Source organism: Mesorhizobium sp. WSM4810 (assembly GCF_055811235.1).
The window spans coordinates 14,569-37,232 of the sequence record NZ_JBVVQV010000034.1 but is presented as its reverse complement, the minus strand read 5'-3'; the positions used below and the strand labels follow the sequence as shown (position 1 = coordinate 37,232).

The window sequence follows — 22,664 nt, the reverse complement described above, 5'->3', positions numbered from 1 at the left end:
TGCGTCGTTTCCGCGACGCCTTTGCCACACATTTGCCTGTTAACTGATTGAGTTGTTTTTTGTTTCGGCGACGTGGCGAGGTTTGACTTCGCCGCCCGGCCGGCGCAAGAACGGACAGGCTTTTGGCGCGAATGCCCGCCATGGTTGCATTCGCCGACGGGCAAACTGATCGAGACTGACGGGTGGGCATCTATCTCCCGATCGCGGAAATTTCCGTCAACATCTTCGTGCTGCTGGCCATGGGCGCGGCGGTGGGTTTCCTCTCGGGCATGTTCGGAGTGGGCGGCGGCTTCCTGATCACGCCGCTGCTGATCTTCTACAACATACCGCCGGCGATCGCAGTCGCCACCGGCGCCAACCAGGTCATCGCCTCCTCCTTCTCCGGCGCATTGTCGCACGTGAAGCGCGGCACGCTCGACTTCAAGCTCGGCGGTGTGCTTTTGGCCGGCGGCATCGTCGGCTCGACCGGCGGCATCTTCGTCTTTGGCTTCTTGCGCCGGCTCGGCCAGCTCGACCTGTTCATCTCGCTGCTCTATGTCGTGCTGCTCGGCACCGTCGGCGGGCTGATGCTGGTCGAGAGCGTCAATGCGCTGCGCGCCACGCGCAGCGGCGCGGCACCGGTGCTGAAGAAATCCGGCCAGCACAACTGGATCCACCGCTTGCCGCTGAAAATGCGGTTCAGGGCCTCGAAGCTGTTCGTCAGCGTCATCCCGGTGCTCGGCCTCGGCGCCGGCATCGGTTTCCTGTCGTCGATCATGGGCGTCGGCGGCGGCTTCATCATGGTGCCGGCGCTGATCTATCTCTTGAAAGTGCCGACCAACGTCGTCGTCGGCACCTCGCTGTTCCAGATCATCTTCACCTCGGCCTACACCACGCTGGTCCATGCCACCACCAACCAGACGGTCGACGTCATGCTCGCCTTCTTGTTGATGGCGGGCGGCGTCGCCGGCGCGCAATACGGCGCCAAGGCCGGCCAAAGGCTGCGCGGCGAGCAGCTCAGGGCGCTGCTCGCACTGCTGGTCCTGGCGGTTGCCATCCGGCTCGCCATCGATCTGTTCGTGACGCCGCCCAGCCTCTATTCGCTGTCCGGCGCGGATCCGACCTGATGGCGGGTTTTAGGACGTTCCTGGCCGTTGCCTCGCTGTCGCTGTTCGCCGCCTCGTCACCGGCAAGAGCGCAGACGCCGGTTACCGAAAACATCCAGATCGGCCTGTCCACCGACCATGTCTCAATCACCGCCGGCTTTTCCGGCGCCGACCTCACCATCTTCGGCTCATTGGAAAATGCCGACCCGCGTGTCGCGCGCCAGGGGCGCTACGACATCGTGGTCGTGCTTGAGGGTCCGGCCCGGAAGGTCGTCGTGCGCCGTAAGGACCGGGTGCTCGGCATCTGGATCAATCTGGAGTCCGAGACCTTCAAGAATGTGCCGGTGTCCTATTCGGTGGCGACGACGCGGCCGCTGCAGGACGTCACCGACCCCAACAGCTACAAGCAACTGTCGCTCGGCGCCGCCAACATCTATATGCAGCCGGCCGACGCTGGCGACAGTCCGGCGACCATCGAGGAGTTCACCGCGGCACTGCGCGAGCGCAAGACGGCGACCGGCCTCTACAGCGTGAATGTCGGCGGCGTGCAGTTCCTGTCGCAGAACCTGTTCCGCGCCACCGTCAGGCTCGCCCCCAATGTTCCGGTCGGTACCCACAAGGCACGCGCGTTCCTGTTCAAGAGCGGCCTGTTCATCAAGGAAAGCTCCGCCCAGCTCGAAATCCGCAAATCCGGTTTCGAACAGTCGATCTTCCGCGTCGCCCACGATTATTCTTTCCTGTATGGCGTCTTCGCGGTGTCGTTGGCCATGCTGACCGGCTGGCTCGGAAGGCTCGTCTTCCGGAAGGATTAAACTCTCTTCAACAGGCGGTTCCCCTTTTTACGCTCGTGGGTTAGACCGCGACCCCGGCCCGGCCGAACACCGGCTGTCGCTCCCCAAATAAAAAATACAGGACTTTGCGATGCGACCAGCATTCGGCGGTATCGACTTCGGCACTTCGAACTCCACCGTCGGCGTGATCAGGAACGGGCAGCCGCATTTGGTGGCGCTGGAAGACGGCGAGGTGACCCTGCCCAGCGCGGTGTTCTTCAATTTCGAGGACAACCGCACCTACTTTGGGCGCCGCGCCATCGCCAACTATACCGACAGCATCGAGGGTCGCCTGATGCGCTCGCTGAAGAGCGTACTCGGCGGTACGCTAGTCCATGAAAAGACGCGCATCAAAACCCGATCGATCGCCTTCACCGAGATCATCGGCCTGTTCGTCGGCCATCTCAGGAAAAGGCTGGAAGAGGATGCGGACGATACGGTTGAAAGCGTGGTGCTCGGTCGTCCCGTGCAGTTCGTCGACGACGATGCCGAGGCCGATGCCAAGGCCGAAGGTGAACTCGAAAACGCGGCCCGCACCCAGGGCTTCAAGCATATCGCCTTCCAGTTCGAGCCGATCGCGGCGGCGCTCGACTACGAGCAGACGGTGACGGGCGAAGAGCTGGCGCTGATCGTCGACATAGGCGGCGGCACGTCCGACTTCTCGATCGTGCGGGTCTCGCCGCAGCGCGCCCGCTCCCTGGATCGCAAGGACGACATTCTGGCCAGCCGAGGCATCCACATCGGCGGCACCGACTTCGACCGGCTGTTGAGCATCGCCCATGTGATGCCGCAGCTCGGCTACCTCTCGCCGACCAAGGACGGCAAGCGCAACTTGCCGGCCAGCTACTTCATCGACCTGGCGACATGGCAGCGCATCAATCTGGTCTACACCGCCCGGGCGATGACGCATCTGCGCCAGATCCGCTATGAGGCGGAACGCGCCGACCTGGTCGACCGGCTCATCGACATCGTCGAGCATCGTTACGGGCACGCGCTGGCCGCTTTGGTCGAGAGGGCCAAGATCGAGCTGACGGAGCAACCGTCCGCCGAGGTGATGGTCGCGCTGACGGGAGCGAAGTTTGCGACCGAAATTAAGCGCGCCGGGATCGACGACACGATCGCCAGGGATATCGAACGGGTGGCCGCGACGGTTGGTGAGACGATCCGCGACGCGCAGGTGAAACCGTCCGACATCACCGCGGTGTTCCTGACCGGCGGATCGACCGCCATCCCGCTGGCAAGGCAGCAGATACTGGCCCTGGTGCCGCAGGCGTCGGTCATCGAAGGTGATATGTTCGGCTCGGTCGGGCTTGGGCTGGCGCTCGATGCGCAGCGGAAATTCGGTTGACCCGGCTTACCCGCGGACGGTCTCGCCGGCCCTCACGCCCAGATGCGCCTTGAGCGCCATCTGGGCCAGACTTGCTTGCCGGTCACGATGCGTGATCATGGCGAAATCGCGCTTTGGCAGATCGATCGGCACGGCTCGCAGGCTGCCCTCGGCGACCGCGCGTTCGACAACGAGCTCCGAAATGATGGTGGCGCCGGCGCCGGCCTCGACCGCCTGACGGACCGCCTCGTTGCTCGGCAGCACCAGGAATATCCGCAGCTCTGCGAACGATATCCCTTCGCGGCGGGCAAGATCTTCCAGCACCTCGCGCGTGCCCGATCCGCCTTCCCTGATGATCCAGCGGAGTTCCCTGATATCGGGATGCCCGCGCGAGACTTCGGCGATCTCGGGATGCGAATGCGCCACGACCAGCATCAGGCGATCCACATCGACCTTGGCGCGCCGCAATATGTCCGATTCAGTGCGCCCCTCGACCAGGCCAAAATCAGCCGTACCGTCGAGTACGGTGGTCTCAACCTGCCTGGTGTTGCCGATGGTCACGCTCAGCCTGACGGCGGGATAGGCCTCGTGGAAGGAGGCCAGCCGGCGCGGCAGCCAGTAGCTGGCGATGGTCTGGCTGGCGGCGATGGAAAGGCTGCCGGTGATCGTCTGCGAGACGTGCTCCAGCACGTCGTGGGCGGCAGCCGCCCGTTCGAGCACGGCCTTCGCCTCGGGCAGAAACCTGCGCCCGGTCTGCGCCAGTTCGATGTTGCGACCGACCCGGTTGAACAGCTGGACGCCATGCTGCTGTTCGAGCGAGCGGATGGCGGCCGAGGCGGCTGACTGGGAAATGCCCAGCAGCTCGGCCGCCTTGGTCATGTGCCCCCGTTCGGCGACAGCAACGAATATCCGCAGTTGGTCCAGGGTCATGCGGAGAATTAAGAAAGAATTTCGATTGGAATTACAAGAGCAACTTGTTAGACGGATCGATTGCTTTGTTCTAATTTTCCCGGCGGAGTTGGAAAAATCGCGGCCAACCTGGAACGGGTAGAAAAGTGATCGGGCGGTTCAAATCCTTGTTTGCCCATTGGACCCGCGGCCTGCGGCGTCGGCTTGCCGGCGACCGTTATCATCCGGAAGAACACTATATGCGCGGCCCCGGGCCGAAGACGAGAGCCAAATTCGCAGACCGCAAAAGCGCCGAATCATGAACCACGGACCGCTGCGCGGCGCCAATTCCGCACCGTCCCAACGGTCGCTTGCCGACACCCGCGCGCCCGACGAGGGTGATGGCGTCGATACCTCGCCTGATGTCTCCGACAGCATCGCCAAGACCACCTGCTACATGTGCGCCTGCCGCTGCGGTATCGACGTCCACATCAAGGACGGCAAGGTCCGCTACATCAACGGCAACAAGGACCATCCGGTCAATCGCGGCGTGCTGTGCGGCAAAGGCAGCGCCGGCATCATGCAGCACTACAGTCCGGCCAGGTTGAAGAAACCATTGCTGCGCAGCGGTCCGCGCGGCTCGGGAGAGTTTCGCGAGATCGAGTGGGAGGAGGCCTTCTCGATCGCGACGGAACGGCTTTCGAAAATCCGCCGCACCGACCCAAAGAAACTCGCCTTCTTCACCGGGCGCGACCAGTCGCAATCGTTGACCGGCTGGTGGGCGAGCCAGTTCGGCACGCCGAATTTCGCCGCCCATGGCGGCTTCTGCTCGGTCAACATGGCGGCCGGCGGGCTCTATACGATCGGCGGCTCGTTCTGGGAGTTCGGCGAACCCGACTGGGACAACACCAGGTACTTCATGCTGTTCGGCGTCGCCGAGGACCATGATTCCAACCCGATCAAGATCGGTCTCGGCAAGCTCAAGGCGCGCGGCGCCAAGGTGGTCTCGATCAATCCATGCCGCACCGGCTACAACGCCATTGCCGATGACTGGATCGGCATCCGGCCCGGCACCGACGGCCTGTTCGTGTTTGCTCTCATCCATGAACTGCTGAAGGCCGGCCGCGTCGATCTCGATTATTTGCTGCGCTACACCAACGCCCATGTCCTCGTCATCCAGGAGCCGGGTGCAGCCGATGACGGGCTGTTCGCACGCGACAGCGGCGGCAATCCGCTGGCCTGGGACAGGCTGGCCAAAGTCTCCGTCAGCGCCACCGATACCGACGCAAAGCCGGCGCTGACCGGCAACTTCCAGGTCGATGGCCGCCGCTGCGTACCGGTCTTCCAGCTTATCGCAGACCGCTACCTGCACGAGAGTTATTCTCCCGATGCGGTCGCCGAACGCTGCGGCGTTGCCGCCGACATCATCCGCCGCATCGCCGCCGAACTGGCGCATGTCGCCTTCGAGCAGGCGATCGAACTGCCGGTGGCGTGGACCGACTGGGCCGGCCGCCGACACGAGACGATCAAGGGCCGGCCGGTGTCGATGCACGCGATGCGCGGCATCTCGGCCCATTCGAACGGTTTTCACACCTGCCGCGCCATCCACCTGCTCCAAGTACTCCTGGGTACGGTGGACGTGCCCGGCGGGTTTCGCTTCAAGCCGCCCTATCCGCGGTCGGCGCCGCCGGGGCCGAAGCCGGCGGGCAAGGACGTCAGGCCGATGACGCCGCTCGAAGGCATGCCGCTCGGTTTCGTCTGCGGCCCGGACGATCTGCTGGTCGACGACACCGACACGCCGATCCGTATCGACAAGGCCTATTCCTGGGATGCGCCGCTGGCAGCACACGGGCTCATGCACACGGTCATCCGTAACGCCTGGGCCGGCGACCCCTACCGGATCGATACGCTGTTCATGTACATGTCCAACATGGCTTGGAACTCGTCGATGAATACCGTCGAGACGATGGCGATGCTGACCGACATGGATGCGTCAGGCGAGTACAGGATCCCGTTCATCATCTATTCCGACGCCTATTATTCCGAGACTGTGCCGTTCGCCGATCTCGTGCTTCCCGACACCACCTATCTCGAGCGTCATGACTGCATCAGCCTGCTCGACCGGCCGATCAGCCACGCCGATGGACCGGGTGACGCTATCCGTCATCCGGTTGTCGAGCCGGACCGCGACGTGCGGGCGTTCCAGACGGTGCTGATCGAGCTCGGCGCGCGGCTCGGCCTGCCCGGCTTCGTCGCCGACGACGGCTCGGCCAAATACCGCGACTATGCCGATTACATCGTCAATCATGAGCGCAGGCCAGGCATCGGCCCGCTCGCCGGCTGGCGCGGCAAGGACGGAATTTTGATCGGCAAGGGCGATGCCAATCCCGACCAGCTTCAGCGCTACATCGACAATGGCGGCTTCTGGCACCACGATTTTGCCGGCGACCAGCGCTACTACAAGATGGCCAACCGATCCTACCTCGAGTTTGCCGAGACCATGGGTTTCATCCCGAAGGCCGAGCCGATCGTGTTCCAGCTCTATTCCGAGCCGATGCAGCGGTTTCGCCTCGCCGCGCGCGGCCATGGCAGGGTGCTGCCGCCGGAGGCGGAGCGCAGCCGCATCGAAACCTATATGGACCCGTTGCCGTTCTGGTACACGCCCTTCGAGGAGGCGGTTGTCGACGTTGAGAAATACCCTCTGCATGCGCTGACGCAGCGGCCGATGCACATGTATCATTCCTGGGGCTCGCAGAACGCCTGGCTCAGGCAGATCACCAGCCAGAACCGGCTGTTCGTGCACAGCCGAACCGCCGCCGGCCTCGGGCTTGCCGATGACGACTGGGTTTGGATCGAGAGCATCAACGGCAGGGTCAAGGGACAGATCAAGCTGGTCGACGGGGTCAACGCCGACACGGTGTGGACCTGGAACGCGATCGGCAAGCGGCGCGGCAGCTGGGGCCTGAAGGACGACGCGGCCGAATCCAACCGCGGCTTCCTGCTCAACCACATCATCGGCGACCAAACTTCTGCCGATGCGAACGGCAAGCGCTACTCGAATTCCGATCCGATCACCGGCCAGGCGGCATGGTTCGACCTGCGCGTCCGCATCGTCAAATGCGCGGCTGAAGAAGCCGGCTTCACCGAGCCGCAGTTCGAGCGCTTCCGGCAGCCACCGCATTTCAAACCCTCGCCCGACAAGCTCAGTTTTGGCGCCGAGTTTCGCCGGGCAAGAGAAGCTTCCAGACCATGACCTGCCTTCCCGCCCATACCGACAAGAAGCTCGGCCTGGTCATCGACCTCGACACCTGCGTCGGTTGCCAGGCCTGCGTTACCGCCTGCAAGGAATGGAACACCGGCGGTCACATGGGGCCACTGACCGACATCGATCCCTATGGCGGCGATGCCGACGGGGTCTGGTTCAACCGCGTGCACAGCTATGAGCACATGACGGAGATGGGTGGGCGCACGGTCAATTTCCCACGCTCCTGCCTGCATTGCGAGACACCGGCCTGCGTCACCGTCTGCCCGACCGGCGCCTCCTACAAACGGGCCTCGGACGGCATCGTGCTGGTCGACGAAGACAAGTGCATCGGCTGCAAATTGTGCAGCTGGGCCTGCCCTTATGGCGCGCGTGAGTTCGATACCGATGTCGGCGTGATGAAGAAGTGCACGCTGTGCGTCGACCGCATCTACAACGACAATCTGGCGGAAGAAGACCGCGTGCCGGCCTGCGTCGCCGCCTGTCCAACCAGCGCGCGGCACTTTGGCGATCTCGGCGACCCGGCATCGGCGATCTCGCAACTGGTGGCCGAGCGCGGCGGCGTCGACCTGATGCCCGAACTCGGCTATCACCCGACCAACAAATATCTGCCGCCGCGCGCCCACACGCCGCGCGCCGCATCAGTGCCGGCGCCGAGACTCGAACCGGTGCGGGCTGAAGGCGGTTTCCTCGGCTGGGTCGACCGCATGCTTTCGCATTGATCAGCATCCATGCATCCAGCCTTCTCCGTCGTCTTCTTCACCACTGCCACGGGCGCCGGTTACGGCCTGCTCGCGCTGCTCGGCGTGCTGGCCGGACAAGGATTTGTCCCGCCTGACTTCTGGCTCGGCCTCGTCGGCATGGGCCTGGCTCTCGGCCTGATCTCGGCCGGCCTGTTGTCGTCGGCCGGCCATCTCGGCCGACCAGAACGCGCCTGGAGAGCATTCTCGCAATGGCGCAGCTCATGGCTGTCGCGCGAAGGCGTTGCCTCGGTCGCGACCTTCGTGCCGGCGGGATTGTTCGCCTTCGGCTGGCTGTTCCTCGGCCGCACAAACGGCTGGGTGGCCGTCGCCGGGCTGCTGGCTGCGGTCGGCGCGGTCGCCACCGTCTGCGCCACCGGCATGATATACGCATCGCTGAAGCCGATCGCCCAGTGGCACAGCCGCTTCACTTTGCCCGGCTACCTGATCTTTTCGGCGATGAGCGGCAGCGTGCTTCTCAACGCGCTGCTGCAGGCTTTCGCGCTCGGCTCGACTATCGTTCTGACAGGTTGCGTGCTGCTGACCTTGCTCGGCTGGGGCTGGAAGCTGGCAAATTGGCGATACAATGACAGGCTGGAAATCCCGACCAACGCCAACACCGCGACCGGGCTTGCCGGCGGTACGGTGCGGTCGCTGGAATGGCCGCACACCGAAGAAAACTACCTGCTCAAGGAGATGGGCTTTCGCATCGCCCGCAAGCACAAGGCGCGGCTGCGCCAGATCACGCAAGTGCTGGCCTTCGCTCTGCCCGTCTTGCTGCTGATTGCCGCGTTCGCCTTGCCATGGCCCTATGCGGCGGTGCTATCGGCACTCGCCACATCAGCCCAATTCGCCGGCATGCTGGTCGAACGCTGGCTGTTCTTCGCCGAAGCGAAACACACCGTCACCCTCTACTACGGCAGGTAGAGCAGCTCAGCCCGGCCGCAGCATCGCGTGGGAAATCGCAAAAATGCGCTCGGTGCCGAGCATATAGGCCATCAGCGTCTCGCGGCGGAACAGCCCGGCATAGGCGCGGTCGAGCACATTGAGCGAGCCGGTATAGGCGCCGAAGGCCGGCATGATCATGCGGCCGCCGTCGCCGGCAAAGCAGCGCCGCCGCACCGAGCGGCCCTGCTGCACGATGCGGGCGCAAGGGTGCAGATGACCTGATACCTCGCCTTCCACTCTCACCGCCGAAGGCTCGTGCCGGAATACGAGAGAGCCTATGGCCAGCTCGCGCACCGTCTCGCCGGGCAGATCGGCCGGCGCATCCGGGTCATGATTGCCGGCAACCCAGAACCAGTCGCGGCCGGCCATCAGCGCTTCCAGGCGTTCGCGAAAGCTTGCATGCATGCGCGCGGCGCCGCCGCCGTCATGAAAGCTGTCGCCGAGGCTGATGACGATCGCCGGCTGATAATCGGCAATCACCGCCTGCAACCGCAGTAACGTCGCACCGGTATCATAAGGCGGGATCAACGTACCGCGCCGTGCCAGCGACGAACCCTTTTCCAGATGCAGGTCGGACACGGTCAGAAGCCGAAGCTCGGGAAAATAAAGCACGCCGCGCCGATCGCAGATCGCACGCTCGCCGGCGATGCCGATAGGATCGGCATCCGCCAGGAGCGCCGTCATGGCGAGTGCGAATGTCATTTCGTCCCCATGGCCTCCTCGACCAGCGTTGCCGCATCCATCAGCAGCGTATCATCGGCCTCGCCATGCACCGGCATCTTGCCGATCTCGAGCATGATCGGCACGGCGAGCGGCGAAATCTGCTCGAGGTCTTTATGCACGATTCGTCCCTGGATACGCGAGAGCATCTCGGCAAGTCTGCTGACATCCAGCAGACCCGTGGCCGCGTCGGCACGCGTCGCCTGCAGCAGGATATGGTCGGGCTCATGGCTGCGCAGGACGTCGTAGATGAGGTCGGTCGAGACGGTGACCTGGCGGCCGCTCTTCTCCTGGCCCGGATGACGCTTTTCGATCAGTCCGGAAATGAGCGCGCAATTGCGAAAGGTGCGCTTCAAGAGCCAGCTGCCGGCGAGCCAGGCTTCGAGATCGTCGCCCAGCATGTCCTGGTCGAAAAGCGCGGCCAGCGACGGTTTCTTCGCCCGGAACATCCTGCCCATATCGGCCAGCGACCAGATGGCAAGCGCATAGTCGGTGGCGACGAAGCCGAGCGGCCTGGCTCCCGCCCGGTCGAGGCGGCGGGTGAGCAGCATGCCAAGCGTCTGGTGCGCCAGCCTGCCCTCGAACGGGTAGGCCACCAGATAGTAGCGGTTGCCGCGCGGAAAGGTCTCGATCAGCAGGTCGTCGCGCTTCGGCAGCACCGATTTGTCGGCCTGGAAGCGCAGCCAGTCGGCGACCTGTTCCGGCAGCTTCTTCCAGCGCTGCGGGTCGTCCAGCATGATGCGGACCTGTTCGGCGAGGTAAGTCGAAAGCGGGAATTTGCCGCCGCCATAATAGGGCACCTTGGCGTCACTGCCGGGCGCATTCGACACGAAGCACTCATTGTCGCGGATGCCCTCGAAGCGCAGCACCTTGCCGGCGAACATGAAGGTATCGCCATGCGTCAGCGTTTCGAGGAACGCCTCCTCGATCTTGCCGAGAACCCGACCGCCGCGCGAGGCAGAGCCTTTGCTGCCGGCCTTGACATAACGCACGTTGAGCGCCGGCACCTCGATGATGGTGCCGACATTCAGCCGGTACTGCTGGGCGATGCGAGGATTGGAGACGCGCCACAGCCCGTCCTTGTTCAGGCGGATGCGGGCGTAGCGCTCGTAGTTCTTCAGCGCATATCCGCCGGTGGCGACGAAGTCGACGACACGATCGAACGTCGGCCGGTCGAGTTCGGCATAGGGCGCGGCGGTTCGCACCTCCTCGAACAGCGCATCGGCATGAAAAGGCGCGCCGCAGGCGCAACCCAGGACATGCTGCGCCAGCACATCGAGCCCGCCATTGACCAGCGGCGGCGTGTCCTGGGCGCCGAGGTAATTGGCGTCGAGCGCCGCCCGGCATTCCAGCACCTCGAAGCGGTTGGCCGGAATCAGGATCGCCTTCGACGGCTCATCCATGCGGTGGTTGGCGCGGCCGATGCGCTGCGCCAGCCGGCTCGCACCCTTCGGTGCGCCGACATGCACGACCAGGTCGACATCGCCCCAGTCGATGCCGAGGTCGAGCGTCGACGTGGCGACGATGGCACGCAAGGCATTCTCGCCCATGGCTTTTTCGACGCGCCGGCGCTGGGCGACATCGAGCGAGCCGTGATGCAGCGCGATCGGCAAAGTGTCCTCGTTGACCCGCCACAATTCCTGGAACAGCAGTTCGGCCTGGCTGCGCGTGTTGACGAACAGCAGGGTCGTCTTGTGTCGCTTGATCTCGCTATAGATTTCCGGTGTCGCGTAGCGGGCCGAATGTCCGGCCCACGGCACGTGCTGTTCCGAGTCGAGGATGGAGATGTCGGGCTTGGCGCCGCCGGTGACGACGATCAATTCGGCCATGCCGCCGGGTGGATTCTGGCTGACCAGCCAGCGCCGCAATTCGTCCGGCTCGGCGACCGTCGCCGACAGGCCGATCGTCTGCAAGCTGGGAACAAAGGATCGCAGCCGAGCCAGCCCGAGCGACAGGAGATGCCCGCGCTTCGACGTCACCAAGGAATGCAGTTCGTCGAGCACGACATAGCGCAGATCCTCGAAGAAGCGCCTGGCGTCGGGCGCAGCAATCAGCAGCGCCAGTTGCTCGGGCGTGGTCAGGAGGATTTCGGGCGGGGCCCGCTTTTGGCGCTGGCGCTTGTGCGCGGGCGTGTCGCCGGTGCGCGTCTCGATGGTGACGGACAGACCGATCTCTTCCACCGGCTTGCCGAGATTGCGCTCGATGTCGACGGCCAGCGCTTTCAGCGGCGAGATGTAGAGCGTGTGGATGCCGCGACGCGCCTGCCCCGGCTTTCTCCCCGGCCTCCGGGCCAGCTCGGTCAGTGAAGGCATAAACCCGGCCAGCGTCTTGCCGGCGCCGGTCGGCGCGATCAGCAGAACCGATTGCCCGGCCTGGGCAGTCGCCAACAATTCGATCTGATGGGCGCGCGGCGACCAGCCTCTTTGCGCGAACCATTTGAGGAATGGCTCGGGCAAGCGCACGGCGGCATTCTGTTCGGCGAGGCGCGGCTGCTCTGTCACCCGCCAGAGGTAGCGCGGCGCCGCGCAATCGCCAAGCAGAATCGGAACAAAAGGTGATCGTGCGCGGCTTCGGTCGCAAGTGAGGTGGGCGCTCTACTGCGCCCCCTCTGGCCTGCCGGCCATCTCCCCCACAAGGGGGGAGATTGGCTGTCTTGTCTGCTTCCGCTAATCACCAACGTTGCAGGATTGGCGGCCAGAGCGAAACTGCCATTCTCCCCCTTGTGGGGGAGATGTCCGGCAGGACAGAGGGGGGCGCCTCGCGCCGGCGTATCAAGTCGCACCGGCGAGCCCCGCCTCGATGACAATATGCTGGCAGACATTGTCGATGTCACGAATGACGTCGTCGTTCCAGAAGCGCAGGATGGTCCAGCCATCCCGTTCCAGACGCTTTGTCCTCGCCTCGTCGCCTGTATTGGCTTCTGCATGCTGCGAACCATCGACTTCGACGACGAGCTTCTTGTCCGGGCAAGCGAAGTCGACGATGTAACCAGCGATCGGAAATTGTCGGCGGAAGCCAAGCCCCATCAGCCGATGCGCGCGAAGCTCGTTCCAAAGCTTCAGTTCGGCGTCGGTCATGGCTTTGCGCATCGATTTGGCATTTGCGCGATTTCGCGGAGGCAGTGGCGTGTGAGGCATTTGGTCAGTGCTCGGTCCGTATTGAGGTTGGCGCTCTACGGCGCCCCCCTCTGTCCTGCCGGACATCTCCCCCACTTGGGGGGAGATCGGCAGCTTCGCTTTGGCCGCCAATCCTGCAACGTTGGTGATTAGAGAAGGAAAAGCGCTTGCGCTACGGCCGCCTAAACCCTGTCGGACCGCCATAGAGATAGCCGAGGCGGGCGAGGGCTTGCCTGAACCCTTCACGCGAGACCAGCATGGTGTGGCCGTTGGCGTGGATCATCGTTTCCGGGTCGGTCATGACAGCGACATGGCCTTTCCAGAACACCAGGTCGCCGCGCCGCAACCCGGCAAGATCCGGACCCGGGTCGAGCGGCTCGCCGATGGTCGCCGCCTGCATGTCGGAATCGCGCAGCACTTGCCTGCCGGTCATGTGCATCGCCAATTGCACGAGGCCGGAGCAATCGATGCCGAAGCCGGAGGCGCCGCCCCACAGATAGGGCGTGCCGAGAAAAGCCTCCGCGACCGCGACATAGTCGGCAGCCGGCTCTCCCAGAGGCCTGAGATGGCCTGATATGACAGCCTCGCCGGACGGCAGCAGCGCATAATGCGTGCCGCGCGTTTCTGCCGCGCCGGTCACCGTCAGCGCCGATCCCATCGACAGCTGCCCGCTCAGCGGAAGCCGCAAATCAGGTCCCGGATAGAGGAAGGTGCGCGGCACCGAGACGACATGGGTGGGCGCATGGTCCCGTCCGCCCAGCACGGTGTCGGCGACATAGCCGACGTAGCCGTCGCGCTCCGACTGGATCCAGGCCCAGCCCTCGGCATCTTCGAAGACGAGGACGTCGTCACCGAACAGGGCTTGCGTGTTGACGCCGGCATCCGGCCGCGGCGCCTTGCGGATGTCGGCCACTGCGGCTGAAACCCGCGCTGGCCGCCCGGCGACGAAGCGATCGGCGGCGACCTCGCCTTTCAGCCTGATATCGGCGAGATCGGAACGGAAGGCGTGAAGGCGGGCATCCCTGGCGGTCAAATCGGCAACTCGGCTCTGGCTTGGTGTTGGAGCATGGTCCCGAAAACGGTGCTGCTTTGCTTCGCTGACCTGCGGTTCGGAATCCTGCTCTAGATCGGCAATTCCTGGGCTCTGGCAATGATAACATCGCCGAAGCGCTCGACAAAGAGAGCCCCTTCTACGGTTCGCTTGACCAGCACGTTGCGCTTGTCGAGCTCATCGCGATGGCGCGAAACCAGCTTTATTGCGCCCATCGTGTCTAGCGCCCTGGTGATCACCGGCTTGGTGACATTGAGCCGCGCGGCGAGGCCGCGCACTGTATGCGGCGGTGGATCGAGATAGATCGTGAACAGGATCGCCGTCTGGCGCATGGTGAGGTCCGGCGCATCGTCGCGCACCTGGTGCAGCATCACCTGCTGCCACAGTCGCAAGGCCTGGCTCGGGCGCATCGAAATCGACATCCGGCCACAATGACGGCAAATTGTTTCGGTTCCGTTTCAGTCACGAGAATGTCCTGCACCGCACCGTCAGGCGTAGCGTTTCGAGATCACCCTTTCCAGCGCGCGGATGCCTTGCGCCTCGCCGCCGGCGAGACCGTGCGGACGATCGGACGGGTTCCAGGCGAAGATGTCGAAATGCGCCCAGGCGGCGGTCTTCTCGACGAAGCGCTTCAGGAAAAGCGCCGCGGTGATCGAGCCGGCGAAACTGTCTGACGTGACATTGTTGATGTCGGCGATCTTCGACGACAGCTTTGCGCCATAGGGTTTCCACAGCGGCATGCGCCACAGTGGATCCTCGACTGCGACGGAGGCCGCAGCCAGGTCGGAGGCCAGCGCTTCATCGCCGGTGTAGAACGGTGGCAGATCGGGACCGAGCGCGACGCGAGCAGCCCCGGTCAAGGTCGCCATGTCGATCAGCAGTTGCGGCTCGTCGTCGTCTGCCAGAGCCAAGGCGTCCGCCAGCACCAGCCGTCCCTCGGCGTCGGTGTTGCCGATCTCGACGGTGGTGCCCTTGCGGCTCACCAACACGTCGCCGGGCCGGAAGGCGTTGCCGGCAATCGAATTTTCGACCGCCGGGATCAGCACACGCAGCCGGACCTTCAGCCCGGCGGCCATGATCATCGAGGCGAGGCCCAATACGTTGGCAGCGCCACCCATGTCCTTCTTCATCAAAAGCATGCCCGAGGACGGCTTGATGTCGAGACCACCGGTGTCGAAGCAGACGCCCTTGCCGACCAGCGTCACCTTCGGGGCGTTCTCCGGTCCCCAGATCAGGTCGATCAGCCGAGGTGCGCCGACGGAAGCGCGGCCGACCGCATGGATCATCGGGAAATTGTTCTTGACCAGGTCGTCGCCCCTGGTCACCGACACTTCGGCGTCGTACGTCCCGGCCAGCGTCCGAACTGCCTTCTCCAACTCGTCAGGTCCCATGTCGCTGGTCGGCGTGTTGACCAGATCGCGCGTCAGGAAAACGCCATCGGCGATGCGGCGAACGTAAGCCGCTTCAGCGCCGGGCGGCAGCGAGAAACGCAGTGTCTTGCCAGGCTTTTTGCCGTAGCGGGTGAAGACATAGCCGCCGAGCGCCAATGCGATGGCCGCGATTTCCGGCTCCGCCAGTGTGGAGGCGAAATGCCAGTCGCCTGCGGGCAAGGCTCTCGCCAGCGCGCCGATGGCAAGCGCGCCTTCGCCATCGCCCGTGCCGAACAGTGCTCCGGCAAGCGCGCCGTTTTCGTCGGGCAGGATCAGCGTCCTCCCGGCCTGACCGGAAAAGCCGTTGGCCTTGGCCCAGGCGAGCGAGGAGGAGGCAAGCCCTGCCCCCTCCAGTCTATCCTTCGCCACCAGATGAACCGGCAAAGTGGTCTTCAGTTCTCTCTCGATGAGTTCGACTGGCATTCGACGGTCTCCGGCTTCCGAGTCGGCGCGTTTTAACGATCCGTTAGGGTTAACAGAATATTTCTGCGAGAGGGAAGATGGCCACGTAAAAGCCAATTTGACGAATGGAGGCCCTGGTGCAGATGCCGACCAACCGCATGACCAACGCCACGGCGAAGCGGCTGATCACCACGGCGTTCATAATAGCGCTCGCGGCCAGCGTCGCAGGCTGCGGAACCAGCAAGCTGACGACCGGCTCGATCGGACGCCCCAGCGGCAAACCCTTGGAAACCATGTCGGCCGGCGAGTTGCACAAGGCGACGATCGCGCTGGGTCAGTCCTACGCCAAGAACCCCAACGACAAGCGGGTCGCGACGAATTATGCCGCGGCGCTGCAAATGGATGGCGACGCCGACCAGTCGCTCGCCGTGATGCGCAAACTGGCGATCGTGCTGCCGAAAGACCGCGACGTGCTCGCCGCCTATGGCAAGGCACTTGCCGCCAACGGACAGTTCGAGCCGGCGCTCGACGCAGTGCGCCGCGCGCAGACACCGGAATATCCCGACTGGAAGCTGGTGTCGGCGGAAGCCGCTATTCTCGACCAGCTTGGCCAGAGAGACGGGGCGCGCCAGAATTACCGCAAGGCGCTTGACCTCAAGCCGAACGAACCTTCGATCCTTTCCAATCTCGGCATGTCCTATGTTCTGGAAGGTGACCTGCGCACGGCTGAAACCTATATGCGCTCGGCCGCCCAGCAGCCGAATGCCGACAGCCGCGTCCGCCAGAACCTGGCGCTGGTCGTCGGCCTGCAGGGCCGCTTCGACGAGGCCGAGACGATCGCCTCGCAGGAGCTGTCGCCCGAACAGGCGCAGGCGAACGTGACGTACCTTCGCCAGATGCTCGCCCAGCAGAACGCCTGGAGCCAGCTCAAGGACCAGGACAAGACAAAGCCCGCCACCAACTGACCGCGCCTGCCATACATATCGATGTCGGCGCTGCCCCTCATTGCCCTGCCGGGCATTTCTCCCCGTATAGTGACGGGGAGAAAGCCCCGTCGTCGACGGTTTCGCCAACGACAAGCATTGCAGGAAGGGCGCCGAGGGGCATCCAGCTACTTTCTCCCCGTTTACGGGGAGAAATGCCCGGCAGGGCAATGAGGGGCAGCGCCGACCTGTCAAGAATGCATTACTGGCTGCTCGATGCCGGCTGGTCGCCGAAAATGCCGCGCTCGCTGACCTGGATGCCGGCGGGGCCCAGAATGATGGCGAACAGCACCGGCAGGAAGAACAGGATCATCGGCACGGTGAGCTTCGGCGGCAAGGCCGCGGCCTTCTTCTCGGCGGCGTTCATGCGCATGTCGCGGCTTTCGCCGGCAAGCACGCGCAGTGCGTGCGCCACCGGCGTGCCGTAGCGCTCGGCCTGGACCAGCGCCTGCGACACCGACTTGACCGATTCCAGGCCGGTGCGGCTTGCTAGGTTCTCGTAGGCCTGCTTGCGCTCCTGCAAGTAGGAAAGCTCGGCATTGGTCAGGATGAACTCTTCGGCAAGCGCCACCGACTGCGCGCCGATCTCGTCGGCGACCTTATGAAACGCCGCCTCCACCGACATGCCGGATTCGACGCAGATAAGCATCAGGTCGAGCGCGTCCGGCCACGCCATCTGGATCGACTGCTTGCGCTTGGTGGCGCGGTTGTTGACATAGAGCACCGGCGCGTAAAAACCGGCATAGGCGACGACGATACAGACGAACAACTTGATGAGAGGCGGCTGCTCCGGCAACCCGCCGAGCACGAACAGATAGATCGCAGCCAGGGCAAAGCCGACAAACGGCAGGATCAGACGGAAGAAAAGGAAACGCGTCAACGGATTCTGCCCGCGGAAGCCAGCCACCTTGAGTTTCTGCAAGGTGCCTTCATCGGCCAGGGCGCGCCTGAGGTCCAGCCGGTCGACAATATTGCGCATGCCGATCGACTGTTGCTCGCGCAGGCCCTTGCGGCGGCGATCGGAATCGAGGGCAAGCCGCGCACGCTGCTTGGCGCGCAGTTCGTCGCGCTCCAGCGCCACCGATTTCATGCGCGCCTTGAGCTGGTTTCCGCCAAAGGCAGGCAGCAGCGTGAACACGGTGGCAAACACCGCAATGCCGACCAGCAGGGCAATCAGAAATGCCGGATCGGTAAGGGTTTTGACGACGTTCTCGGTCATGCGGTGAAATCCTAAACCTCGAAGTTCATCATCTTGCGCATCACCAGGATGCCGATCGACATCCAGACCGCGGAGCAGCCGAGGATCAGATTGCCGACGCTGGTGGTGAACAAAGGCATGATGTAGTTCGGGCTTGTCAGGTAGACGAGACAGGCGACGACGAAGGGCAAGGCGCCGATGATCACCGCTGACGCCTTCGCTTCCATCGACAGCGCCTGGACCTTGGCCTTCATCTTCTTGCGGTCGCGAAGCACCCGCGAAAGATTGCCCAGAGCCTCGGAAAGATTGCCCCCGGCCTGGGACTGGATCTGGATGACGATGCCGAAGAAGCTCGCCTCGGTGCACGGCATCGTCTCGGCCATGCGCATGCTGGCGTCGGGGATCGACAGGCCCATCTGCTGCGAATCGATGATGCGGCGGAACTCGGTCTTGACCGGTTCGGGGGATTCATTGGCGATCAGGCGGACGGCGTCGTTCAGCGGCAGGCCGGATTTGACCGCACGCACGATGATGTCGAGCGCGTTCGGAAATTCGTTGAGGAACGCCTTGACCCGGCGGGCGCGGCTAAACGAAACGAACCAGCGTGGCAGCCCGAGGCCACCGACCAGCAGCGCACCCGGCAAGACATACAAAGGCGCACCGGCGAAATAGGCGAGAAACGTCAGGACGACGCCGCAAACCGCCGAGTAGAGATAGAAGCGCTCGAGCGAGACCTTCATGCCCGCCTGACGGATCTGGGCCTTCAGAGGCGGCTTTTTGGCAAGGCTCTGGCTGGTTTTGTGCTTCTGTTCGAGGTCCTTCAGTGAATCCTGAACCGATTTGCGCCGCTTGGCCGCTTCCGCCACGCGATCGCGAGAAGCCTTGACGACGGCACCATCCGTCTCGGCGGTCTTGATCGTTTCAAGCCGCCTGCCGACCTGCTTTTCGGTACTGATCCGGTTGAACAGAAAAGCATAGGCGACCGCGCCGGCGCTGAAGCCGGCGAGCACGACGAATGCCAGCACGGTGCCGTCAATTCCAAACATCGGCCCTGGCCCCTACGCCTCCAAATGAATCAGTCAGCGCGTTTCTCCATCGCCTCGAGCGCATTGGCGAGGCGCTGTTCCTCGCCATAGTAGCGGGCGCGCTCCCAGAAATGCGGACGACCGATGCCTGTCGAAACGTGCTCGCCCAGCAGCCTGCCGTTCGCGTCCTCGCCTTTGATGTTGTAGAGAACGATGTCCTGCGTGATGATGACGTCGCCCTCCATTCCGATCACCTCGGTGATGTGGGTGATGCGCCGCGATCCATCGCGCAGGCGTGCGGCCTGGATGATCACATCGACGGAACCGACCACGATTTCACGCACGGTTTTCTGCGGCAGCGTGTAACCGCCCATCGCGATCATCGATTCGATACGGTTCAGGCATTCGCGCGGGCTGTTCGAGTGGATCGTGCCCATCGAGCCGTCATGGCCGGTGTTCATCGCCTGCAGAAGATCGAACACTTCAGGTCCGCGCACTTCGCCGACGATGATGCGCTCGGGCCGCATGCGCAGGCAGTTCTTGACCAGATCGCGCATGGTCACCTCACCCTCGCCCTCGAGGTTGGGCGGGCGGGTTTCCAGACGCACGACATGCGGCTGCTGCAGTTGCAGCTCGGCCGAGTCCTCGCAGGTGATGACGCGCTCATCGCGGTCGATATAGTTGGTCAGGCAATTGAGCAGCGTCGTCTTGCCCGAACCGGTACCGCCTGAAATGACGATGTTGCAGCGGACGCGGCCAATGATCTTGAGAATCTCGGCGCCGGGCGGCGAAATGGCGCCGAACTTGACCAGCTGGTCGAGTGTCAGCTTGTCCTTCTTGAACTTGCGGATGGTGAGAGCGGCGCCGTCGATGGCGAGCGGCGGCGCGATGACGTTGACGCGGGAGCCGTCGGGAAGGCGCGCGTCGCAGATCGGGCTCGATTCATCGACGCGGCGGCCAACTTGGCTGACGATGCGCTGACAGATGTTGAGGAGCTGCTGGTTATCGCGAAAACGGATGCCGGTCTGCTCGACCTTGCCGTTGACCTCGATATAGACGTCCTTGGAGCCGTTGACCATGATGTCGGCGATGTCGTCGCGAGCGAGCAACGGCTCCAGTGGCCCGTAACCGAGCACGTCATTGCAGATGTCCTCGAGCAGTTCTTCCTGCTCGGCGATCGACATCGCGAAATTCTTGATCGCGATGATGTCGTTGACGATGTCGCGGATTTCCTCGCGCGCGCTTTCGGGATCGAGCTTGGCGAGCTGCGACAGGTCGATGGTGTCGATGAGCGCGGCAAAGACCTGGCTCTTGGTGTCGTAATAGGTTTCGCTCTTCTGGCGCTGGAGCTTTTTCGGCTCAGGGGTCAATGGCGGCGCCTCGACCGCACGGCGCACGGGCGGCGGCGCAGCAGACGCGCCAGGTGTGCCAGATGGCGGCGGTGCGGGCTTGGCAAGAACCGCCGTTTCCGCAGGTTTTGCCGCCGGCGCGGCAGGCGCAGGTGCCGGCTGACGGAATTCCGGGGTGAATCGGCTGCCGTCGTCGCTGCCTTTTTTACCAAACATGATCGATTACCAATTCCGCTCCGGAAGCATCACTTCTTGCCGCGCGAGAGCTTGCCAAGGAGATTGCCGAGGCCCGCTTTCTTTCTTGCCTTGATTTCGCTGCGCCCGGTCAGCACATGCGCAATCTCGTTGATAATGCCGACAACCGGGTTCCTGGCATCCATTTCGCCGAGCATGCGCCCGTTGTTGGCGGCGTTTCCGAACAGCAGCGGCTCGAAAGCAATGACCGACATCGGCGACAGGCCGAGCGAGTCGGCGAAGTCGGACGACGAAATCTCCGGGCGCTTCGGCACGCCGGCCTGATTGATGATCAGCTTCGGCGGCGGATCGTTCGGGCGAAGCCGCTTGAACATGTCGGCCAGATTCTTGGTGTTGCGCAAATTGGCCAGCTCCGGCGTCGCCGTGATCACGATCTCGTCGGCTTTGACCAGTATGTTCTTGGTCCAGCCCGTCCAGACGTGCGGAACATCGAGCACCAGCAGCGGCACGCTGCGCTGCGCCGTGTCGATAAGCTGGGTGAAAGCCTCCGGGTCGAAATCGTAGACCCGATCGAGCGTTGAAGGCGCTGCAAGCAGCGACAGATGCTCGGCGCACTGGGCAAGCAGCCGATCGAGATAGACCTCGTCGAGGCGCTCCGGTGAGAAAACAGCTTCGGCAATGCCTTGCGCCGGATCCTGATCGAAATTGATGTTGGCCGTTCCGAAAGCCAGGTCGAGATCGGCGACAACCACTTCGGACTTGAACAGCGACGACATCGCCCAAGCCACATTATGGGCAATGGTCGAGGAGCCGACGCCACCCTTGGCGCCGATGAAGGCGATCGAGCGGCCGATCGGCTCGGCTTCCGGATCAACGAAGATCGTCGATATCACGCTGACGATATCGGCCATCGATACCGGCGCGATGACATATTCGGAAATGCCGGAGCGGATGAGCTCGCGATAGAGCCCGACATCGTTGTAGTGGCCGATGACCACGACCTTCGAGGTCGGATCGCAGTATTCGGAGAGCTGCGTGAGCTGCTCGAGCAATTGCTTCGGCTCGCTGCGCGATTCCAGCAGGATCAGGTTCGGTGTCGGCGCCGACTGGTAGAATTCGATGGCGGTGGCGACACCACCCATATGGACCTTCAGATGGGCCTTCGCCATGCGGCGATCCTCGCCGGCGCGCTCGACCGGATTGGCAACGCCCTCGGTCTCGCAAAATGCCTGGATCGAGATGCGCGGGATCGGCCGCAACGCCTGCATGGCGGCGACATCCTGCTGAGAGGTATCGCCGCCATCTATCGCCGTGTCGTAGGCAAGATTGCTCATTGTCATTTCTTTCCGTGACTTGTCTTCCCGTGACTTGGGCGGCTCGAGCTCAATACTCGACTTCCGAATTGCCGAGGAATTCGTCCGAAATGCCTCTCTGGCGGTAGACGTCGACTACCGCGCCGCGATTTTCCGCGTCGATATCGGATTGCTTGCGCGGCCCGAGCAGATCGGTCGGATTTGCGATCTGGGCGGCAAGATTGTTCTGATACGAGCAGCCGAAATCGGCATAGTGCTTGTTTTCCGAGGTCTGCATCAGGTCTTCGGGCCAGCGTCCGCACCTGTCGGTCTGTGCCTTCACCGAGACATAGGCGACGCGGATCGGGGCGGACGCTTCGGCCGAAACCGACTGGTAGGTGGTGATGACGATCCGGTTGCGGCTGATGCCGCTGGCAATCGCAAGCCTGGCGAAATCGCGACCGGCCGCGGTCGCGGCGATCTCGTTGGCCGAACCGCTCGGGATCGAGATCGTCAGGGTCGGAGCGGCGCTCTTGTCATAGCCATCCAGGAAGCCGAGAAGCGTGTCGCGCTGGGACCCGGTCATGCCGCGATCGCCGGCGCCGACCGGAAGGTCGATCTTCTGGTTTTTCTCCGTAATGACGATCGGATGGTTGGTGCGATAGTCGTCCGGAACAGCGCCGACCGTGATGCTGTCCCGGTTGGCGCAGCCCGCCAACAATGCCGCGACCGCAATCGCCAGGACCGGCCGGCAGATCCGCGAACGGCCGGACCGCGTCGCTGCGGTGATCGTGCTTGGCTTCAACGCTGACTGAGACATGTC

General features: G+C 63.6%; 19 protein-coding genes. 7 read left to right on the top strand and 12 right to left on the bottom strand.

Features of this window, described 5'->3' with window-relative positions:
• Window positions 1-182 precede the first annotated feature (182 nt).
• The 3 genes from AC0L3O_RS31160 (at window position 183) to AC0L3O_RS31150 (ending at window position 3,263) form a co-directional block, all read left to right on the top strand.
• Window positions 183-1,106, top strand: a complete 924-nt coding sequence (locus AC0L3O_RS31160) for a sulfite exporter TauE/SafE family protein (RefSeq protein ID WP_023802164.1) — start codon at window positions 183-185, stop codon at window positions 1,104-1,106.
• Window positions 1,106-1,897, top strand: a complete 792-nt coding sequence (locus AC0L3O_RS31155; protein WP_236379107.1) for a TIGR02186 family protein — start codon at window positions 1,106-1,108, stop codon at window positions 1,895-1,897. The genes AC0L3O_RS31160 and AC0L3O_RS31155 overlap by 1 nt, the downstream gene beginning before the upstream one ends.
• Before the next feature lie 109 nt (window positions 1,898-2,006).
• A complete protein-coding gene (locus AC0L3O_RS31150) occupies window positions 2,007-3,263 on the top strand; it encodes an Hsp70 family protein (RefSeq protein WP_473617544.1) in 1,257 nt (418 codons plus the stop codon).
• A gap of 6 nt (window positions 3,264-3,269) precedes the next feature.
• Here AC0L3O_RS31150 and AC0L3O_RS31145 read toward each other — a convergent pair whose 3' ends face one another.
• Complete coding sequence (locus AC0L3O_RS31145; protein ID WP_023802162.1) at window positions 3,270-4,172, bottom strand: LysR substrate-binding domain-containing protein; 903 nt, start codon at window positions 4,170-4,172, stop codon at window positions 3,270-3,272.
• Window positions 4,173-4,449: 277 nt separating this feature from the next.
• Between AC0L3O_RS31145 and AC0L3O_RS31140 the strand changes: the two genes are divergently transcribed.
• From AC0L3O_RS31140 to AC0L3O_RS31130, 3 genes are read left to right on the top strand one after another with little or no spacing between them, the layout of a single operon-like run.
• Window positions 4,450-7,383, top strand: a complete 2,934-nt coding sequence (locus tag AC0L3O_RS31140) for a molybdopterin oxidoreductase family protein (protein ID WP_473535822.1) — start codon at window positions 4,450-4,452, stop codon at window positions 7,381-7,383.
• Window positions 7,380-8,114, top strand: a complete 735-nt coding sequence (locus AC0L3O_RS31135; protein ID WP_473617543.1) for a 4Fe-4S dicluster domain-containing protein — start codon at window positions 7,380-7,382, stop codon at window positions 8,112-8,114. Before AC0L3O_RS31140 ends, AC0L3O_RS31135 begins: the two co-directional genes overlap by 4 nt.
• A gap of 9 nt (window positions 8,115-8,123) precedes the next feature.
• The gene (locus AC0L3O_RS31130; RefSeq protein ID WP_473535823.1) at window positions 8,124-9,059 is read left to right on the top strand and encodes a dimethyl sulfoxide reductase anchor subunit family protein; all 936 of its coding nucleotides are present in this window, start codon (window positions 8,124-8,126) and stop codon (window positions 9,057-9,059) included.
• Window positions 9,060-9,065: 6 nt separating this feature from the next.
• On the opposite strand, the gene pdeM is transcribed toward AC0L3O_RS31130, so the two are convergent.
• The 6 genes from pdeM to AC0L3O_RS31100 form a co-directional block, all read right to left on the bottom strand.
• Window positions 9,066-9,782 carry a ligase-associated DNA damage response endonuclease PdeM gene (pdeM, locus tag AC0L3O_RS31125; RefSeq protein WP_027155152.1) on the bottom strand — a complete coding sequence of 239 codons (717 nt, stop codon included), beginning with the start codon at window positions 9,780-9,782 and terminating at the stop codon, window positions 9,066-9,068.
• Window positions 9,779-12,301: a ligase-associated DNA damage response DEXH box helicase gene (locus tag AC0L3O_RS31120; RefSeq protein WP_473617541.1), complete on the bottom strand. Its 2,523-nt coding sequence runs from the start codon at window positions 12,299-12,301 to the stop codon at window positions 9,779-9,781. Before AC0L3O_RS31120 ends, pdeM begins: the two co-directional genes overlap by 4 nt.
• Before the next feature lie 270 nt (window positions 12,302-12,571).
• The gene (locus AC0L3O_RS31115; protein WP_091600317.1) at window positions 12,572-12,937 is read right to left on the bottom strand and encodes an endonuclease domain-containing protein; all 366 of its coding nucleotides are present in this window, start codon (window positions 12,935-12,937) and stop codon (window positions 12,572-12,574) included.
• A 151-nt stretch (window positions 12,938-13,088) separates the two neighbouring features.
• The gene (locus AC0L3O_RS31110) at window positions 13,089-13,949 is read right to left on the bottom strand and encodes a C40 family peptidase (RefSeq protein WP_473617540.1); all 861 of its coding nucleotides are present in this window, start codon (window positions 13,947-13,949) and stop codon (window positions 13,089-13,091) included.
• A gap of 89 nt (window positions 13,950-14,038) precedes the next feature.
• On the bottom strand, window positions 14,039-14,389 hold the full coding sequence (locus AC0L3O_RS31105; RefSeq protein ID WP_473617538.1) for a MarR family winged helix-turn-helix transcriptional regulator: 351 nt from the start codon (window positions 14,387-14,389) through the stop codon (window positions 14,039-14,041).
• A 66-nt stretch (window positions 14,390-14,455) separates the two neighbouring features.
• The gene (locus tag AC0L3O_RS31100) at window positions 14,456-15,820 is read right to left on the bottom strand and encodes a leucyl aminopeptidase family protein (protein ID WP_419695890.1); all 1,365 of its coding nucleotides are present in this window, start codon (window positions 15,818-15,820) and stop codon (window positions 14,456-14,458) included.
• 122 nt (window positions 15,821-15,942) lie between these two features.
• On the opposite strand from AC0L3O_RS31100, the gene AC0L3O_RS31095 reads away from it, so the two are divergent.
• Window positions 15,943-16,764 (top strand): tetratricopeptide repeat protein, encoded by an 822-nt coding sequence (locus tag AC0L3O_RS31095; protein ID WP_473617555.1) that lies wholly within the window; start codon window positions 15,943-15,945, stop codon window positions 16,762-16,764.
• Between the two features lie 220 nt (window positions 16,765-16,984).
• Here AC0L3O_RS31095 and AC0L3O_RS31090 read toward each other — a convergent pair whose 3' ends face one another.
• From AC0L3O_RS31090 to AC0L3O_RS31070, 5 genes are read right to left on the bottom strand one after another with little or no spacing between them, the layout of a single operon-like run.
• Window positions 16,985-18,001: a type II secretion system F family protein gene (locus AC0L3O_RS31090; protein ID WP_473535826.1), complete on the bottom strand. Its 1,017-nt coding sequence runs from the start codon at window positions 17,999-18,001 to the stop codon at window positions 16,985-16,987.
• An 11-nt stretch (window positions 18,002-18,012) separates the two neighbouring features.
• On the bottom strand, window positions 18,013-19,026 hold the full coding sequence (locus AC0L3O_RS31085) for a type II secretion system F family protein (RefSeq protein WP_473535827.1): 1,014 nt from the start codon (window positions 19,024-19,026) through the stop codon (window positions 18,013-18,015).
• Between the two features lie 29 nt (window positions 19,027-19,055).
• Window positions 19,056-20,570 carry a CpaF family protein gene (locus AC0L3O_RS31080; protein ID WP_473535828.1) on the bottom strand — a complete coding sequence of 505 codons (1,515 nt, stop codon included), beginning with the start codon at window positions 20,568-20,570 and terminating at the stop codon, window positions 19,056-19,058.
• Between the two features lie 29 nt (window positions 20,571-20,599).
• Window positions 20,600-21,883: a CpaE/TadZ family protein gene (locus AC0L3O_RS31075; RefSeq protein WP_473535829.1), complete on the bottom strand. Its 1,284-nt coding sequence runs from the start codon at window positions 21,881-21,883 to the stop codon at window positions 20,600-20,602.
• Window positions 21,884-21,932: 49 nt separating this feature from the next.
• Entirely contained in the window at window positions 21,933-22,661 is a 729-nt protein-coding gene (locus tag AC0L3O_RS31070; protein WP_473535830.1) for a CpaD family pilus assembly protein, read from the bottom strand.
• Window positions 22,662-22,664: the final 3 nt, after the last annotated feature.